17 protein-coding genes are annotated in these 15,567 nt (G+C 63.8%); 14 read left to right on the plus strand and 3 right to left on the minus strand.

The window, feature by feature from the left end; all coding sequences use genetic code 11:
• The first annotated feature begins 17 nt into the window (after positions 1 to 17).
• A complete protein-coding gene (locus tag QX034_RS24515; RefSeq protein ID WP_315768683.1) occupies positions 18 to 236 on the plus strand; it encodes a hypothetical protein in 219 nt (72 codons plus the stop codon).
• Positions 237 to 391: 155 nt separating this feature from the next.
• On the opposite strand, the gene QX034_RS24520 is transcribed toward QX034_RS24515, so the two are convergent.
• The gene (locus tag QX034_RS24520) at positions 392 to 1,072 is read right to left on the minus strand and encodes a TetR/AcrR family transcriptional regulator (RefSeq protein WP_315728572.1); all 681 of its coding nucleotides are present in this window, start codon (positions 1,070 to 1,072) and stop codon (positions 392 to 394) included.
• A gap of 247 nt (positions 1,073 to 1,319) precedes the next feature.
• Between QX034_RS24520 and QX034_RS24525 the strand changes: the two genes are divergently transcribed.
• The 8 genes from QX034_RS24525 (at position 1,320) to QX034_RS24560 (ending at position 8,514) form a co-directional block, all read left to right on the plus strand.
• Positions 1,320 to 1,862 carry an OsmC family protein gene (locus QX034_RS24525; protein ID WP_315706064.1) on the plus strand — a complete coding sequence of 181 codons (543 nt, stop codon included), beginning with the start codon at positions 1,320 to 1,322 and terminating at the stop codon, positions 1,860 to 1,862.
• Between the two features lie 33 nt (positions 1,863 to 1,895).
• Positions 1,896 to 3,017: an acyl-CoA dehydrogenase family protein gene (locus QX034_RS24530; RefSeq protein WP_315706063.1), complete on the plus strand. Its 1,122-nt coding sequence runs from the start codon at positions 1,896 to 1,898 to the stop codon at positions 3,015 to 3,017.
• Positions 3,018 to 3,066: 49 nt separating this feature from the next.
• On the plus strand, positions 3,067 to 3,945 hold the full coding sequence (locus QX034_RS24535; RefSeq protein WP_315706062.1) for a sulfurtransferase: 879 nt from the start codon (positions 3,067 to 3,069) through the stop codon (positions 3,943 to 3,945).
• A gap of 107 nt (positions 3,946 to 4,052) precedes the next feature.
• Entirely contained in the window at positions 4,053 to 5,438 is a 1,386-nt protein-coding gene (locus QX034_RS24540) for a CmpA/NrtA family ABC transporter substrate-binding protein (RefSeq protein ID WP_315706061.1), read from the plus strand.
• A 178-nt stretch (positions 5,439 to 5,616) separates the two neighbouring features.
• On the plus strand, positions 5,617 to 6,456 hold the full coding sequence (ntrB, locus tag QX034_RS24545) for a nitrate ABC transporter permease (protein ID WP_315706060.1): 840 nt from the start codon (positions 5,617 to 5,619) through the stop codon (positions 6,454 to 6,456).
• Positions 6,457 to 6,641: 185 nt separating this feature from the next.
• Complete coding sequence (locus QX034_RS24550) at positions 6,642 to 7,547, plus strand: ABC transporter ATP-binding protein (RefSeq protein ID WP_315706059.1); 906 nt, start codon at positions 6,642 to 6,644, stop codon at positions 7,545 to 7,547.
• Between the two features lie 23 nt (positions 7,548 to 7,570).
• Positions 7,571 to 8,059, plus strand: coding sequence for a cyanase (cynS, locus tag QX034_RS24555; RefSeq protein WP_315706058.1), 489 nt, complete (start codon positions 7,571 to 7,573; stop codon positions 8,057 to 8,059).
• Between the two features lie 92 nt (positions 8,060 to 8,151).
• Positions 8,152 to 8,514 carry a gamma-glutamylcyclotransferase family protein gene (locus QX034_RS24560; protein WP_315706057.1) on the plus strand — a complete coding sequence of 121 codons (363 nt, stop codon included), beginning with the start codon at positions 8,152 to 8,154 and terminating at the stop codon, positions 8,512 to 8,514.
• A gap of 70 nt (positions 8,515 to 8,584) precedes the next feature.
• Here the strand turns inward: QX034_RS24560 and QX034_RS24565 are convergent, their stop codons facing one another.
• The gene (locus QX034_RS24565; RefSeq protein ID WP_315706056.1) at positions 8,585 to 8,908 is read right to left on the minus strand and encodes a DUF1476 domain-containing protein; all 324 of its coding nucleotides are present in this window, start codon (positions 8,906 to 8,908) and stop codon (positions 8,585 to 8,587) included.
• A gap of 330 nt (positions 8,909 to 9,238) precedes the next feature.
• On the opposite strand from QX034_RS24565, the gene purC reads away from it, so the two are divergent.
• From purC to QX034_RS24585, 4 genes are all read left to right on the plus strand, one after another.
• Complete coding sequence (gene purC, locus QX034_RS24570; RefSeq protein WP_016843454.1) at positions 9,239 to 10,006, plus strand: phosphoribosylaminoimidazolesuccinocarboxamide synthase; 768 nt, start codon at positions 9,239 to 9,241, stop codon at positions 10,004 to 10,006.
• 11 nt (positions 10,007 to 10,017) lie between these two features.
• On the plus strand, positions 10,018 to 10,260 hold the full coding sequence (purS, locus tag QX034_RS24575) for a phosphoribosylformylglycinamidine synthase subunit PurS (protein WP_315706343.1): 243 nt from the start codon (positions 10,018 to 10,020) through the stop codon (positions 10,258 to 10,260).
• A gap of 84 nt (positions 10,261 to 10,344) precedes the next feature.
• Complete coding sequence (purQ, locus tag QX034_RS24580) at positions 10,345 to 11,046, plus strand: phosphoribosylformylglycinamidine synthase subunit PurQ (RefSeq protein ID WP_315706055.1); 702 nt, start codon at positions 10,345 to 10,347, stop codon at positions 11,044 to 11,046.
• Between the two features lie 116 nt (positions 11,047 to 11,162).
• On the plus strand, positions 11,163 to 12,551 hold the full coding sequence (locus QX034_RS24585; protein ID WP_315728574.1) for a DUF1236 domain-containing protein: 1,389 nt from the start codon (positions 11,163 to 11,165) through the stop codon (positions 12,549 to 12,551).
• 102 nt (positions 12,552 to 12,653) lie between these two features.
• Here the strand turns inward: QX034_RS24585 and QX034_RS24590 are convergent, their stop codons facing one another.
• On the minus strand, positions 12,654 to 13,136 hold the full coding sequence (locus QX034_RS24590) for a PaaI family thioesterase (protein WP_315706342.1): 483 nt from the start codon (positions 13,134 to 13,136) through the stop codon (positions 12,654 to 12,656).
• A 214-nt stretch (positions 13,137 to 13,350) separates the two neighbouring features.
• On the opposite strand from QX034_RS24590, the gene purL reads away from it, so the two are divergent.
• Positions 13,351 to 15,561 (plus strand): phosphoribosylformylglycinamidine synthase subunit PurL, encoded by a 2,211-nt coding sequence (gene purL, locus QX034_RS24595; RefSeq protein ID WP_315706341.1) that lies wholly within the window; start codon positions 13,351 to 13,353, stop codon positions 15,559 to 15,561.
• The last annotated feature ends 6 nt before the right edge of the window (positions 15,562 to 15,567 follow it).

The following is a 15,567-nucleotide window of genomic DNA, read 5'->3' on the forward strand; positions in this document are numbered from 1 at the left end:
ATGCGAGGTGGTCAAGGATGAACAATATGAGCTTCCACTTCGCATCACGTGAGCGCGTCACGCCGGGCGGCGATGACCGCTCCGCCACGGAGGCCGCTTGGCTGGTGCTCGAAGCCGCCAACGATCTCGGCGATCAGGTGGCGGTGGCCGCCTGCCGGCGTGTCATCGATGCGAGCCTGAGCGGCCTCGCTCCGGCGCTGGCGGACGTGCATCTGGTGCTGGATTATTTTCGCTAAGGCGCACAATCGTAACCGCATAGACAGCGCCATACCCGCGAAGGCGGGTATCCAGTACGCCGCGGTCTCTCGGGACATCACGAATGTCTCGGAGTACTAGATCGGCCGGTCAAGCCGGGCGATGACGCAGAAATTTGCTTTAGGAGTAAGCGCCCTCACACCGCGGCGAGCTGACCGTCCGCCTTGCTCGTCCGCTTCGCAGGCTTCTGTTTCGCCGGGGCGAACAGCGAGTTCGCCGCGATCCCGGCAGTGTCGGCGACATCAGGGTTGCGCGAGACCATGGCGGCGACGATCGCCCCGTCGATCAGAAGCGCCAGCTGATGCGCGAAGCTTTCGGGATCGAGCGCGCCCATTTCGCGCGCGAGCTTCTCGATATGAGTGAGCACCACCTTCTTGTGGCGCATCGCGATGGTGCGAAACTGCTTCTGATCCTTGTCGTGCTCGGCGACGGCGTTGATGAACGGGCAGCCGTAGAACCGATCTTCGCTGAACCAGCTTTTCAGCGCCGGGAAGATCCGTGACAGCTTGGTCTCGGCATCGCCGCCGCCGCGCTCGATCTCGCCGATGAACCACTCCCGCCACTGCCGGCCTTCGCTTTCGAGCACGGCGTGAACCAGCGCGGTCTTGGAGCCGAACAACTTATAGAGCGTGGTCTTGGCGGTGCCGGCCTCATTGATGATCGCGTCGATGCCGGTGGCGTTGATGCCGTCCTTGCAGAACAGGCGCGTCGCCGCACCGAGCAGGCGACCGTGCGCCGATTCATCGTCGATCCCCGCGCTCGCTTTTGCAGCGATGCGCTTCTTTGATGGCTGTTTGCCCGCAACCGATCTGCCCATGCGCGGCAGCTTAAACAGAGCAAGCGCACCTCATCAAGCTGCATCTTCGATGATCAACCCTGCTGCGCTCAATTTGATCGCGGCGTGCAACAGACTGCACCCGGTTTGAGCAGAAGGCCTCGGTCAGTTTCGCGGCATCCTCTCTAAGCGACGAGAAATGCTTCGGCTTTTGTTTTCCAGCTTGCTGGCACGCTTCGTGCAGGAAACAGACCGTTCGGTATCCTCGATCCCAGGGAGAAAAGACGAGATGACCGCTGTTGTTCAGAAGACGGTGCTCACGGGCTGCCTTGCCCCCATCGACAAGAACGGGCTGGAGCAGCTCATTGCCACTGGCAAGGCCAATCCCAAGGTCATCAAGACCCTGAAGTGCAAGACGGTGGCCGAGGGCAAATTCCGCCACGCCAACTACATCCGCAACCTGCCGCCTTATATCGTCGACGAGCCGCCGGGACTGCTCGGCGACGACACCGCTCCCAATCCGTCGGAGGCTTCGCTCGCGGCGCTCGGCTCCTGCCTCGCCGTCGGCCTGCATGCCAACGCCGTGCACCGCGGCTGGATCGTCAACAAGCTCGAGCTGGAGCTCGAAGGCGATCTCAACATCACGGCCGTGTGGGGCACCGGCGACGTCAGCGACAAGCCGGTCGGCTTCACCGACGTCCGCGTCAAGGTCGACATGGAGTGCGAGGGCGTCGCGCCGGAGGAGATTCAGGCGCTGGTCGCACATGTGAAGAAGTGGTCGCCGGTGGCCAATACCTTCACCCGCCCCGTCAATCTCGAAGTCGGCATCTGAGCGGGCCGGTAGCCGCCAGCAACGGAGGGCGTCATGGGTTCACTCGGATCGAATCTCGCGACCGATGACACGGGCGTCGTGCCCGTGCCCTCGATGATCGAGCAGGTCACGGCGATCGTGCGCAAGGAGCTCGCGCCGATCGCCCCTGCCATCGATGCCGGCACGGTGTATCCGGCGGAACTGCTGCGCCATCTCGGTGATGCCGGTGCCTGGGGCAGTCATGTCCCCGAGAATGGTGCCGCCGATCTGAACGCTGCGATCCAGTCGATCGCGGCGATGGGCGAGATCTGTGGCGCCACCGCCTTCATGGCGTGGTGCCAGAATACGCTGGTCTGGTACATCGCCAACTCAGCTAACAAGGCGTTGGTCGATCGTCTGCTCGATGACACCGCGAGCGGACGGTTGCTCGGCGGCACCGGCCTTTCCAACCCGATGAAGAGCTTCTTCGGCATCGAGAAGCTCAAGCTCAAGGGGCGGAAGGTCGAGGGCGGCTATGTCGTGCGCGGCGTGCTGCCCTGGGTTTCCAATCTCGGCCCCGACCACATGTTCGGCACGATCTTCGAGCGAGAGGATGCGCCCGGCGAGATCGTGATGTTCATCGCCGATTGTGCCGATCCGGCGGTGACGCTGCAGCCATGCCAGCCGTTCCTGGCGATGGACGGCACCGGGACCTATGGTGTGCAGTTTCGCGACCTGTTCGTGCCGGATGAACTGATCCTTGCCGACCCGGCTGGGCCTTTCGTCAAGAAGATCCGCGCCGGCTTCATCCTGCTGCAGGCCGGCATGGCGCTCGGCCTGATCAAGGATTGCATCAAGGTGATGCAGGAGGTCGAGGCGCCGCTCGGCCACGTCAACCGCTATCTGCCGCAACAGCCGGTCAATTTTTCCGAGCTTGCCGCCGAGCTCGCGCATGAAACGGCTGCGCTCGCCCGCGATCCCTTCAACCCGGACGAGACCTATTGGCGCCAGGTCGTCGCGCTGCGCCTGCGGGCCGGCGAGGCCAGCGTGGCGGCCGCGCACGCCGCGATGCTCCATTGCGGAGCCCGCGGCTACATCAAAGGCAATCGCGCCGAGCGGCGACTGCGCGAGGCCTATTTCGTCGCGATCGTGACCCCCGCGACCAAGCAACTCCGCAAGATGCTCGCCGACGGCTGACGCCGGCGAGAAGAGGGACCATCGAATTCCATAACAGGAGAGGCCTGCCATGACGGACGTTTTGATTTCTGCCGGCGAACTCGCTGACCTCATCACCAAAGAACCGTGTGTCCTGATCGACACCCGTAATCCCGACGCTTACGGCGCAGGCCACATTCCCAATGCGGTGAATGTGCATGAGATCTTCACCTATCTCGCCACCTCGACTCCCGAAGGAATCGAAGAGCTGAAAACCAAGTTCGCGGACGCCTTCGGCGCCGCCGGCTTGTCCGGTAACGAGACGGCTGTCGTCTACGAGCAGTCGATGAATTCCGGCTTTGGCCAGTCCTGCCGCGGCTATTTCCTGCTTAGCATGCTCGGCTATCCCAAGGTGAAGGTGCTGCATGGCGGCTTTGAGGCCTGGGTCGCAGCCGGCCTGCCTGTCACGACCGACGCACCGTCGCCGGTGAAGGCGTCGTTCTCCATCGTGCCGGAAGCCGGCAGCATCCTGATCGACGCCAAGGCGATGCTGGCAGCGGTCGGCAACCCGTCCATCGCCATTCTCGACGTGCGCGACGTCGATGAGTGGATCGGCGATTCGTCTTCGCCCTACGGCAAGGACTTCTGCCCGCGCAAGGGGCGCATTCCCGGCGCCGTGTGGCTGGAATGGTATCGCATGATGAAGCCCACGGCCGAAGGCCCGCGCTTCAAGTCGAAGGACGAGATCCTCGCCGAATGCGCCACCGTCGGCATCACCACGGAAACGCCGGTGTATTTGTACTGCTTCAAGGGAGCCCGAGCCTCGAACACCTTCCTCGCGCTGAAGAATGCCGGCGTGAAGGACGTGCGGATGTATTTCGGCTCCTGGAACGAGTGGTCGCGCGATCCGTCGCTGCCGATCGAGGAGGGCCTGCCGCTTCCTCCGGCAATGGCCAGCAAGGCGGCATAGAAGCTGCATGTTTTGCATCATCCGGCGGCTGAAGGTGTCGCCGGATGATCAGTCAGAGGGCGCGCCGCAACGTTGCTGCGCGCGGGTGCGACAAAGGGGCGCAGCACATGTCGATTTTCGATGATCCGTTCGATGCCGATAGCAGCGCGAATGCGGGCTGCGTGTGCGGCCAGCACCGTTCTGCAGCCGAACACGACCACGCCATGCTGGCGCTGCGTTGTGCGCCGGTCGCCGACACCGATGAGAAGCGGTATGAAAACGTGGTCGCCTCGGCAGTGCTGCGCGCCGTGTTTCCGCAGTCCGCAACACGCCGCGCCTTTTTGAAGTCTGTCGGCGCAGCGACCGCGCTCGCCGCGGTCTCGCAGTTCTTCCCGCTGAAGACGGCGACCGAAGCCTTCGCCGAGGCCGGCGCACCCGAGAAGAAGGACCTCAAGGTCGGCTTCATCCCGATCACCTGCGCGACGCCGATCATCATGGCGGCGCCGCTGGGCTTCTATGCCAAGGCGGGGCTGAACGTCGAAGTGGTCAAGACTGCCGGCTGGGCTGTGATCCGCGACAAGACCATCAACAAGGAATATGACGCCGCCCACATGCTGGCGCCGATGCCGATCGCGATTTCGCTGGGGCTCGGCGCACAGCCGATCCCGTTTACCGTGCCTGCGATCGAGAACATCAACGGGCAGGGCATCGTGCTGGCCATGAAGCACAAGGACAAGCGCGATCCCAAGGATTGGAAAGGCATGAAATTCGCCATTCCGTTCGACTATTCAATGCACAACTACCTGCTGCGCTACTATCTCGCCGAGCACGGCATCGATCCCGATACCGACGTGCAGCTCCGCTCGGTGCCGCCGCCGGAAATGGTCGCGAACTTGCGCGCCGACAACATCGACGGCTTCCTGGCGCCCGACAACATCTGCCAGCGCGCGATCTATGACGGCGTCGGCTACCTGCATATTCTGTCCAAGGAGATCTGGGACGGCCATCCCTGCTGCAGCTTCGCCGCCAGCCGCGAGTTCATCACGGCGGCGCCGAACAGCTTTGCGGCGCTGACGCGCGCCATCGTCGACGCGACCGCCTATGCCTCCAAGGCGGAAAATCGCAAGCAGATCGCCGAGGCGATCGCGCCCGCCAACTACATCAACGCGCCGGTCACGGTGCTGGAGCAGGTCTTGACCGGCACCTATGCCGACGGGCTCGGCGGCGTGAAGACCGACCCGAAGCGGGTCGATTTCGATCCGTTCCCGTGGCAATCCTTTGCGGTGTGGATGCTCACCCAGATGAAGCGCTGGGGCCAGATCAAGGGCGACGTCGACTACAAGGCCGTGGCCGAGCAGATCTATCTGGCGACCGACACGCGCAAGGTGATGACCGAGATGGGCCTCGCTCCGCCGAAGGACTCCTACAAGTCGTTTGCGGTGATGGGGAAGACCTTCGATCCGAGCAAGCCTGACGATTACGTCGCGAGCTTCAAGATCAGGAAGGCGTCGTGATGGGGGAGACAAGCGCGACGCCGTCGACCACGCCAATGCTGTCGTCCCGGCGCACGCCGGGACCCATAGGCCGTGACCTTTCTTTGGGCACCTGCGGCGATGACCTTTTCTACCAGCTGAGGACGGTGATTATGGGTCCCGGCGTGCGCCGGGACGACGGCGGGGAGGGGGCATCGGCATGACCGCATCCCTCCGCCTCCGCGCTGCCGTCGTCTCGATCGGATTGCTCGTCGTCTTTCTCGGCGCCTGGCACATCGCCACGCGCAGCGCCGGCCCTGCGGCCAATATGAGCCCGGAATATGCCAAGCTGATGGGGATGACCGCGACCCAGGGCAAGTCGGCCATGCCGGGTCCGCTCGACGTCGGGGCTACGCTGTGGGAGCATCTGAAGCGGCCGTTCTATGACAATGGTCCGAACGACAAGGGGCTCGGCATCCAGCTCGGCTATTCGATCGCGCGCGTGATGCTGGGTTATCTGGTTGCGGTTGCGGTCGCGATCCCGCTCGGCTTCCTGATCGGCATGTCGCCGTTAATGAGCCGTGCGCTCGATCCGTTCATTCAGATCCTGAAGCCGATCTCGCCGCTTGCCTGGATGCCGCTGGCGCTCTACACGATCAAGGACTCCAGCCTGTCGGCGATCTTCGTCATCTTCATCTGCTCGGTGTGGCCGATGCTGATCAACACGGCCTTTGGTGTCGCCAGCGTGCGCAAGGAATGGATCAATGTGGCGCGGACGCTGGAGGTCGGCAATCTCCGCCGCGCCTTCACCGTGATCCTGCCGGCCGCGGCGCCGACCATCCTCACGGGCATGCGGATCTCGATCGGCATTGCCTGGCTCGTGATCGTCGCGGCCGAGATGCTCGTCGGTGGCACCGGCATCGGCTACTTCGTCTGGAACGAGTGGAATAACCTCTCGATCACCAATGTGATCATCGCGATTTTGTTGATCGGCGTCGTCGGCATGCTGCTCGATCAGATCCTGGCGCGCTTTGCGCGGCTCGTGACGTTTCCGGAGTAGGGGCCGCATGATCGGGCAAGCTCTTACAACGGGCGCAACTCTGTTCCCCTCCCACTTGCGGGAAGGCGGCAGGGGTGGGGGTGCCTCAGGCGCGAGTCTTTGTGGGGGACCCCCCTCCCTGACCTCGAGAGCGAGCTTCGCTCGCCTCGGACCCCGCAAGGGGGGAGGGAACGGTGAGGCCTGCCATGACTGACAAATTCATCTCCATCGAGGGCATCGCCAAGCGCTACGATGGCGCGCGCAGCACGACGATCTTCGAGAACCTGTGGCTTGCGGTGGCGCGCGGCGAGTTCGTCTGCGTGATCGGTCATTCCGGCTGCGGCAAGACCACGGTGCTCAACATTCTCGCCGGTCTCGACAGTCCGAGCGAAGGCGCCGTGATCGTCGACGGCCAGGCCATCGAGGGGCCGAGCCTCGATCGCGCCGTGATCTTCCAGAGCCATGCGCTCTTGCCTTGGCGCAGCGTGCTCGGCAACGTTGCCTATGCCGTCAGCTCGAAATGGCGCAAATGGGATCGCGCCAAGGTCAAGGCCCATGCGCAAGGCTTCATCGATCTCGTCGGCCTGTCCGGCTCCGAGCACAAGCGCCCATCAGAGCTGTCGGGCGGCATGAAGCAGCGCGTCGGCATCGCGCGGGCGCTGTCGATCACGCCGAAGATCATGCTGATGGACGAGCCGTTCTCGGCGCTGGATGCGCTGACCCGCGGCACATTGCAGGACGAGGTCCGCCGCATCTGTCTGGAGACCGGACAGACCGTGTTCATGATCACCCATGACGTGGATGAAGCGATCTATCTCGCCGACAAGATCGTGCTGATGACCAACGGTCCGGGGGCGGTGCTGGCGGAGATCGTCGAGAACCCGCTGCCGAAAGAGCGCTTGCGCGGGGATCTGCATCGCCATCCGCTTTACTACGGCGTGCGCAACCACATCATCGATTTCCTGGTGAGCCGCAGCAAGACGTTCACCGCCGATACACCCGACCATGACCCGCGCAAGGTGCCGCTGGTGCGGATCGGCCGCACCGAGCCGACGATCGTGAGTGCGCCAAAGTCAGTCGAGACCGGCTCGGCACAGGCCAGAGCCGGCTAGCCTTCAAGCCAGGGAGACTAAACATGAAACGATCCGACCTCACCGAGAAGCTGCTCGACATCAAGCGCGAGAAGGGATGGAGCTGGAAATATATCTGCGAAAAGATCGGCGGTTATTCCGAGGTGCTGATCGTCGGCGCCATTCTCGGCCAGATGAAGCTGACCAAGCCGCAAGCGGCCAATGCCGGCGAGCTGTTCGGCCTCTCGAAAAGCGAGATCGCGATGCTGAACGAGACGCCGATGCGCGGCGAGGGCGTGCAGATGCCGCCGACCGATCCCTTGATCTATCGCTTCTACGAGCTCGTGATGATCAACGGCCCGGCCTGGAAGGAGCTGATCCAGGAGGAGTTCGGTGACGGCATCATGTCGGCGATCGACTTCGACATGGTGATGGAGCGGCTGCCGAATCCGAAAGGCGATCGCGTCAAGATCTCGATGTCGGGCAAGTTCCTGCCGTACAAATATTACGGCGCCAGCGGCAACGTGCCGGAATACGGTTTCAAGGAAGAGTAGAGTAGTGAATGGCGAGTAGCGAGTAGGACAGAAGGCCGATTTGCCGCTCGCCAGTCACCCGCTTCAGCTATATGTCTAAGCTTTGATATGACATGGCGGGAGCGGGCGTGACAGTCGCGAAGGAAGTATTCCTGTTCTCTTATGGCACGCTGCAACTGGAGAGTGTCCAATTAGCGTCTTTCGGTAGGCTTCTTGTCGGACGCCCCGATACAATGCCGGGCTTCAGTAAGAGCATGGTTGAGATCACAGATCCTGATGTGATCGCCAAGAGTGGTGAGCGATTTCATCCGATCGTTGTTCCGACGGGCAATCCGAACGACGAGGTGGATGGGACCGTGTTCGAAATCACCCCATCCGAATTGCTCGCGGCGGACCAGTACGAGGTCGCCGATTACAAGCGCGTGACGGTGGGGCTGCGCTCAGGTCTTCAAGCCTGGGTGTACATCAAGGCTTAGGCGATCGGTGCGGAGTGAGTGGCAAATAGTGAATTGCCCTGTTCGCCACTCACGATTCGCTATTCGCCCTTCACTGTCCCGCCTTCACCTGCGCGACCGCCTCGGCCAAGAGTTCGCTCATCTTGGCGCGGATGTCGGTCTCGGTCACCGCAGCGCCCTTGGCGGTGAGGTCCCCCAGCACCTTGCGCAGCACGTCGGTATCGCCGGCTTCCTCGAAATCGGCGGCCACGACCTCCTTGGCATAGGCCTCGGCGTCGGCGCCGTTCTTGCCGAGCTTTTCGGCCGCCCATAGCCCGAGCAGCTTGTTGCGGCGGGCCTCAGCCTTGAATTTGAGTTCTTCGTCGTGGGCGAACTGCCTTTCGAAGGCTTCTTCGCGCTTGTCGAATGTGGTCATAGCCGGAAGTTCCAGTGTTGCCGAAAAGGAGCCGGAGCGGCGGTTGCGGGCAGGTGTCCGCGTGCCTAAATAATTGGAACACCTTGCCAACACAATGCCAAGGCGAAGCCATCTCAACCGGCAAGACGCCGCAGGGAAGAATGGTAAAACTCCGTCCCGCCGGCCCGGATCGATTGTGCTCGGGGAGCCAATCAGATAGGTTTCCCCCAGGCCCGGTTCTTGTTCTGTTTCCATCAGGTCCAGGCCTTCGCGGCAGCTCCGTCGTGGTCCTGTCCAAAATCGTCCGGAGCCCACCTGTTCATGGATTTTAACAAAACACGGTACATCCCAATGAGCCGCCGGCGTCGCATTTATGAAGGTAAGGCGAAGGTCCTGTACGAAGGTCCGGAGCCGGGTACCCTGATCCAGCACTTCAAGGACGATGCGACCGCCTTCAATGCCAAGAAACATCAGGTGATCGAGGGGAAGGGCGTCCTCAACAACCGGATTTCGGAGTACCTGTTTCAGCACCTCAACGACATCGGGGTGCCGACCCACTTCATCCGCCGTCTCAACATGCGCGAGCAGCTGATTCGGGAAGTCGAGATCGTGCCGCTCGAAGTCGTCGTGCGCAACGTGGCGGCGGGCTCGCTGTCGCAGCGCCTCGGCATCGAAGAGGGCACCCAGCTGCCGCGCTCGATCATCGAGTTCTATTACAAGAACGACCAGCTCAACGATCCCATGGTCTCCGAGGAGCACATCACGGCGTTCGGCTGGGCGACCCCGCAGGAGATCGACGACATCATGGCGCTCGCCATCAGGGTCAACGATTTCTTAACCGGGCTTTTCCTCGGCATCGGCATTCGGCTGGTCGACTTCAAGATGGAATGCGGCCGCCTGTTCGAGAACGAGATGATGCGCATCATCGTCGCCGACGAGATCTCCCCGGATTCGTGCCGGCTGTGGGACATCAAGTCGAACGAGAAGCTCGACAAGGATCGCTTCCGTCGCGATCTCGGCGGGTTATTGGAGGCCTATACCGAAGTCGCCAAGCGGCTGGGCATCCTGATCGAAAACGAGCGGCCGGCCGGCTCCGGCCCGGTACTGGTGAAGAGCTGAAGGTGAGTGACGTGAAAGCGCGTGTCACGGTGACGTTGAAATCCGGCATCCTCGATCCGCAAGGAAAGGCGATCGAGGGGGCCTTGAAGTCGCTCGGCGTCGATGGCGTTGCCAGCGTCCGGCAGGGCAAGGTGTTCGACATCGAGCTCGCCGGTGCCGACAAGGCCAAGGCAGAAGCTGCGCTGAAGGCCGCGGCCGACAAGCTGCTCGCCAACACGGTGATCGAGAATTACCGGGTGGAGCTGTTGGGGTAGGCGTCCTCCGCCCTCTCCCGAGCGACATTTGGACCACGCTCTCCCACAAGGAGAGAGGCTAAGCACACAGGGCCAGTTGAGGCTATGAAATCCGCCGTCCTCGTCTTCCCCGGCATCAATCGCGAGCGCGACATGGCGCGCACGCTGCGCCTGATCTCCGGCCATGAGCCGGCGATGGTCTGGCACGCGGAGAGTTCGCTGCCGAAGGGCACCGACCTCGTGGTGGTGCCAGGCGGCTTCTCCTATGGCGATTATCTGCGCTGTGGCGCGATCGCGGCCCGCGCGCCTGTCATGGATGCGGTGCGCGACTTCGCCGCCAAGGGCGGGCTCGTGCTCGGCGTCTGCAACGGCTTCCAGATCCTCTGCGAGTCCGGCCTGTTGCCGGGCGTGCTGATGCGCAATGAGAAGCTTAAGTTCATCTGCAAGGACGTGCATCTGCGCGTCGAGCGCTCGGATTCGCCGTTCACGCGCGGCTACAACGCCGGGCAAGTGATCCGTGTCCCGGTCGCTCATGGCGAGGGCAACTACGAAGCGGATGAAGAGACGTTGAAGCGTCTCGAAGGCGATGGCCGCATTCTCTATCGCTACTGCTCGCCGGAAGGCGCGGTCGATGCGGATGCCAACATCAATGGCGCGGCACATTCGATCGCCGGCATCGTCAACGAGAACGGGAATGTGCTCGGCATGATGCCGCATCCCGAGAATCACGTCGAAGACATCATGGGCTGCACCGACGGCCGTGGTCTCTTCGCGGGCCTCGTGGCCCATCTCGACCGCGCGGCGTAACGCGTCCGGCGAAATCGTTCCTTAAATTTTTGCAGCGGTCGCGCGCAACGGCGTGCGGCCCGTGGCGTTGTATGCCCGTTCCACGGGGCAGGGGAACCCCAGGAGGAGGTTCACCCATGACGACGACATCGAAATATTGGCTTGGCACTGCGGCCATCGCGCTGGCGCTGGCGACCGGCTCGGGCGTAGCTCTCGCCCAGAGCCAACCTGACATGAAGCACGAGGGCGCACGCACCGAGCAGCCCTCGACATCTCACGAGGCGAGCCGTCCGGGCAGCGAAGCCAAGGGTTCTGCTGCCGGCGAACGCTCGGGCGCCGCCGAGCGCGCCGGCTCTGAGATGAAGCAGAGCGCGCAGGACCAGCGGCGCGGGGAAGGCGGCGCATCGTCCGGCCGTGAGCAGGCTGAAGAGCGACACTCCCGCGACAGCAAGCAGACCGTCGGCCAAGGCGCGGCGCAGTCCGATAAGGCCGGATCGAATGCGGCGCAGTCTGAAAAGAGCGAGCGTTCGCCATCCTCCAGCGCTCAGCGCGACCAGCACGAAGGCCGCGACGCCAAGGAGGCGACGGAGACCAAGCGGCAGCAGGGCCAGAGGGACGAGCGCAAGGGCGAGAACCGTGCCGCCGAAACCGGCAAATCCAGCCAGCCGAACCAGCCGCAGGACCGTGAGGCCGATCGTCACGACCGCAATGCCACCGGCGCCGCGCAGCAGAGCCAGGAGCAGCGCAAGGCTCCCGATCGCGCCGCGGAGAAGCAGGGCACCGAGCGCAACAACCAGGCGACGACCCAGTCGAATCGCCCGGACAACAACGCCGCCGCGCAGCAGCCAATGCCTCGCGGCAGCTCGACGGCGCAGCAGAATGCGCAGCCTGGACAGGCGACCGGCCAGGCTCAGAACCAAAACCAGAACCAGCCCGACCGCAACGGCTCGCGCATGTCGGCCTCGGTGAATGACCAGCAGCGCACGCAGGTGGTCGACCGGCTGCGCCGCGACCGCGATCTCGACCAGGCGCGGACCGATATCAACATCAACGTCAATGTCGGTGAGCGCCTGCCGGAGCGGGTGCGGCCGCGTCCGCTGCCGGCTGATATCGTGTCCATCGTGCCCGAATATCGCGATTACGAGTACACCGTGGTTCACGACGAGATCGCAATCGTCGATCCGCGCAGCCGCGAGATCGTCGATGTCATTCCGGAGCGCGGCGTCAGCGCCGACAGCGGCTATGGCTACGCGTACAGCGGCGGCCGCTCGCGGATCGTGCTCTCGGACGAGCAGCGCCAGATCCTGCGCCGCGCTTCAGGCGAGTCGACCACGGTGGGCACGGCCTCATCATCGTCCTCCGGGTCGAACTGCTTGACCTTGCGGCGTGTGCCGGACGAGCTCGCCCAAAGCAACCCGGAGCTGGCTTCCTATCAGTACGTCGCGATCGGTGATCAGTTCGTGCTGGTCGACCCGCAAAATCAGAAGGTCGTTCAGGTGATCGATCCGCAGCAGCAACAGCAGTAAGCGGTCGCAGGCTACGACCGGAAGCGCGGCTTGATCGCGCTTCCGGTAGATTCGTGCTCAAGCCCCCCAGACAGGGCGAGGAAGCTCGTCGGTATCTCCGTACTAAGGCGAACTGACCGTCTCCGGCGTCCGGCGCTTGACCCGCTTGATGGTGCCGGAGAACGAGAACAGCGGCCGCGTGCCGGACTTCAGCATGCCGCGCAAAAAGATCAGCGAGGCGCCGGCGCGGGTGACCTCGCCGGTCGCCTCGACCAGCTCGCCCTCGCGGGCGGCATCGAGGAATTCGGAAGCAAATGAGACGGTTACGCCCGGACCTTGCAGGATCGGTGCAGCGAAAGCGAACAGGCAATAGTCCGCGAATGTCATCAAGCAGCCGCCGTGGACGTTGCCGGCGCCGTTGAGGTGCTTCCTCTCGACCCGGAACGCACAGCGAATCGAGCCGTCGTCCTCCATCCGGTGCCAGAACGGCCCGGTATGGCTCTCATAGCTGTCGCGCAGCCAAGTGCGCCAGCCGGCGAATTCGCCTTCGGTGGCGACATGGAGGCCGGGACGGTTGTCGAAGGCGGATCGGGCGAGGTCGTGCACGGGCAAGGGCCTTTAACTGCTGGTTTGCCGTCTTAAATCCGATTGACCGCCGATCTGCAAATCGGTGGACCGGTCGGCGGGGTAAAGCTCTGGACAGGGCGGAATAGGGCCGTAAAAGGCCTTTTCCGGCCCGGCCGATGTTTCTATGAACGCAACTGACGCCCCCGATCCCGGTGGGATGGTCAAGGCGCGGTTTCCGCGAGAATCCGACACGATGCACAGCAACGAACCGCAGATCACCCCCGAGATCGTCGCCGCCCACGGCCTGAAGCAGGACGAATATGAGCGCATCCTGCAGCTGATCGGGCGGGTCCCGACCTTCACCGAGCTCGGCATCTTCTCGGCGATGTGGAACGAGCACTGCTCGTACAAGTCATCGCGCATCCATCTGCGCGGGCTGCCGACCAAGGCGCCCTGGGTGATCCAGGGCCCGGGCGAGAACGCCGGCGTGATCGACATCGGCGACGGCCAGGCGGTCGTGTTCAAGATGGAGAGCCACAACCATCCGAGCTACATCGAGCCCTACCAGGGCGCGACCACCGGGGTCGGCGGCATCCTGCGCGACGTCTTCACGATGGGCGCCCGCCCGATCGCTTGTCTCAATGCGCTGTCTTTCGGCGCGCCGGAGCATCCCAAGACGCGGCACCTCGTGTCCGGTGTGGTCGCGGGCATCGGTGGCTACGGCAATTCCTTCGGCGTGCCGACGGTCGGCGGCCAGATGCGCTTCCACACCCGCTACGACGGCAACATCCTGGTCAACGCGATGGCGGTCGGCCTCGCCGAGGCCGACAAGATCTTCTATGCGGCGGCCTCCGGCGTGAACATGCCGATCGTCTATCTCGGCTCCAAGACCGGCCGCGACGGCATCCACGGCGCCTCGATGGCCTCGGCCGAGTTTGACGATGCCTCGGAAGAGAAGCGGCCGACCGTGCAGGTCGGCGATCCCTTTGCCGAGAAGCTCCTGCTGGAGGCTTGCCTGGAGATCATGGCGGCCGATTGCGTGATCGCGATCCAGGACATGGGCGCGGCGGGCCTGACCTGCTCGGCGGTGGAGATGGGCGCCAAGGGCGATCTCGGCGTCGACCTCGACCTCGATGCGGTGCCGACCCGCGAGATCGGCATGAGCGCCTATGAGATGATGCTCTCGGAAAGCCAGGAGCGCATGCTCATGGTGCTGAAGCCGGAGAAAGAAAAGGAGGCGGAAGCGATCTTCCGCAAATGGGGGCTCGACTTCGCCGTGGTCGGCTATACCACGCCGAGCAAGCGCTTCATCGTCAAGCATGGCGGCGACGTGATGGCCGACCTGCCGATCAAGGAGCTGGGCGACGAGGCGCCGCTCTATGATCGGCCGCATGTCGCTTCGCCGGCGCTGCCGGTGATTCATGCCCGCGACGTCAAGGCGCCGATGGACATCATTCCGGCGCTGGAGAAGCTGCTCGCAACGCCTGACCTGTGCTCCAAGCGCTGGGTGTGGGAGCAGTATGACCACGTCATCCTCGGCAACACGGTGCAGCGGCCGGGCGGCGATGCCGCCGTGGTCCGCGTGCAGGAGGGGCCGAAGGGCTTGGCGCTGACCGTCGACGTCACGCCGCGCTATTGCGAGGCCGACCCGTTCGAGGGCGGCAAGCAGGCGGTGGCGGAAGCCTGGCGCAACATCACCGCGGTCGGCGGCCGGCCGCTCGCCATCACCGACAACCTCAATTTCGGCAATCCGGAACGGCCTGAGATCATGGGGCAGTTCGTCGGCTGCCTGAAGGGCATTTCGGAGGCCTGCCGCACGCTCGACTTCCCGGTCGTGTCCGGCAACGTGTCGCTCTACAACGAGACCAACGGCAGGGCGATCCTGCCGACGCCTTCGATCGGCGGCGTCGGCCTCCTCGACGACTTCACCAAATCGGCGACGCTTGCGTTCAAAACGGAAGGCGAGGCGATCCTGCTGGTGGGCGAGACCCATGGCTGGCTCGGCCAATCGGTCTACTTGCGCGAGCTCTGTGGTCGCGAGGAGGGCGCGCCGCCGCCGGTCGATCTCGACGCCGAGAAACGTAATGGCGATGTGGTTCGCGGCATGATCCATGCGGGCACTGCGACTGCTGTGCATGATCTGTCCGATGGCGGACTTCTCGTTGCGATTGCCGAGATGGCGATGGCATCGGGCATCGGCGCGCGGCTGTTGGCTGCATCCGGCGCGATCGTGCCGCACGCCTATTGGTTCGGCGAGGACCAGGCTCGCTACCTCGTCACGGTGCCGGAGAGTGAGGCGGGCCGGGTGCTTGCGAAGATGCGCGGCTGCGGCATTCCCTGCGTCAGGATCGGCACCACCGGCGGCGACGCCATCGCGATCGCCGGCGAGGCCTCGGTCGCGGTCGAAGCGTTGAAGACGCGGTTCGAGAACTGGTTGCCGGCCTACATGAGCGGCGAGCTGTAGGGGGCA

The organism is Bradyrhizobium sp. SZCCHNR3119 (assembly GCF_032487775.1).
GTDB lineage: Bacteria > Pseudomonadota > Alphaproteobacteria > Rhizobiales > Xanthobacteraceae > Bradyrhizobium.

Bases quoted from the DNA above. Each gene is read 5' to 3' on its own strand.
- QX034_RS24515 (WP_315768683.1), top strand. From the start codon at position 18: ATGAACAATATGAGCTTCCACTTCGCATCACGTGAGCGCGTCACGCCG.
- QX034_RS24520 (WP_315728572.1), bottom strand. From the start codon at position 1,072: ATGGGCAGATCGGTTGCGGGCAAACAGCCATCAAAGAAGCGCATCGCT.
- QX034_RS24525 (WP_315706064.1), top strand. From the start codon at position 1,320: ATGACCGCTGTTGTTCAGAAGACGGTGCTCACGGGCTGCCTTGCCCCC.
- QX034_RS24530 (WP_315706063.1), top strand. From the start codon at position 1,896: ATGGGTTCACTCGGATCGAATCTCGCGACCGATGACACGGGCGTCGTG.
- QX034_RS24535 (WP_315706062.1), top strand. From the start codon at position 3,067: ATGACGGACGTTTTGATTTCTGCCGGCGAACTCGCTGACCTCATCACC.
- QX034_RS24540 (WP_315706061.1), top strand. From the start codon at position 4,053: ATGTCGATTTTCGATGATCCGTTCGATGCCGATAGCAGCGCGAATGCG.
- ntrB (WP_315706060.1), top strand. From the start codon at position 5,617: ATGACCGCATCCCTCCGCCTCCGCGCTGCCGTCGTCTCGATCGGATTG.
- QX034_RS24550 (WP_315706059.1), top strand. From the start codon at position 6,642: ATGACTGACAAATTCATCTCCATCGAGGGCATCGCCAAGCGCTACGAT.
- cynS (WP_315706058.1), top strand. From the start codon at position 7,571: ATGAAACGATCCGACCTCACCGAGAAGCTGCTCGACATCAAGCGCGAG.
- QX034_RS24560 (WP_315706057.1), top strand. From the start codon at position 8,152: ATGGCGGGAGCGGGCGTGACAGTCGCGAAGGAAGTATTCCTGTTCTCT.
- QX034_RS24565 (WP_315706056.1), bottom strand. From the start codon at position 8,908: ATGACCACATTCGACAAGCGCGAAGAAGCCTTCGAAAGGCAGTTCGCC.
- purC (WP_016843454.1), top strand. From the start codon at position 9,239: ATGAGCCGCCGGCGTCGCATTTATGAAGGTAAGGCGAAGGTCCTGTAC.
- purQ (WP_315706055.1), top strand. From the start codon at position 10,345: ATGAAATCCGCCGTCCTCGTCTTCCCCGGCATCAATCGCGAGCGCGAC.
- QX034_RS24585 (WP_315728574.1), top strand. From the start codon at position 11,163: ATGACGACGACATCGAAATATTGGCTTGGCACTGCGGCCATCGCGCTG.
- purL (WP_315706341.1), top strand. From the start codon at position 13,351: ATGCACAGCAACGAACCGCAGATCACCCCCGAGATCGTCGCCGCCCAC.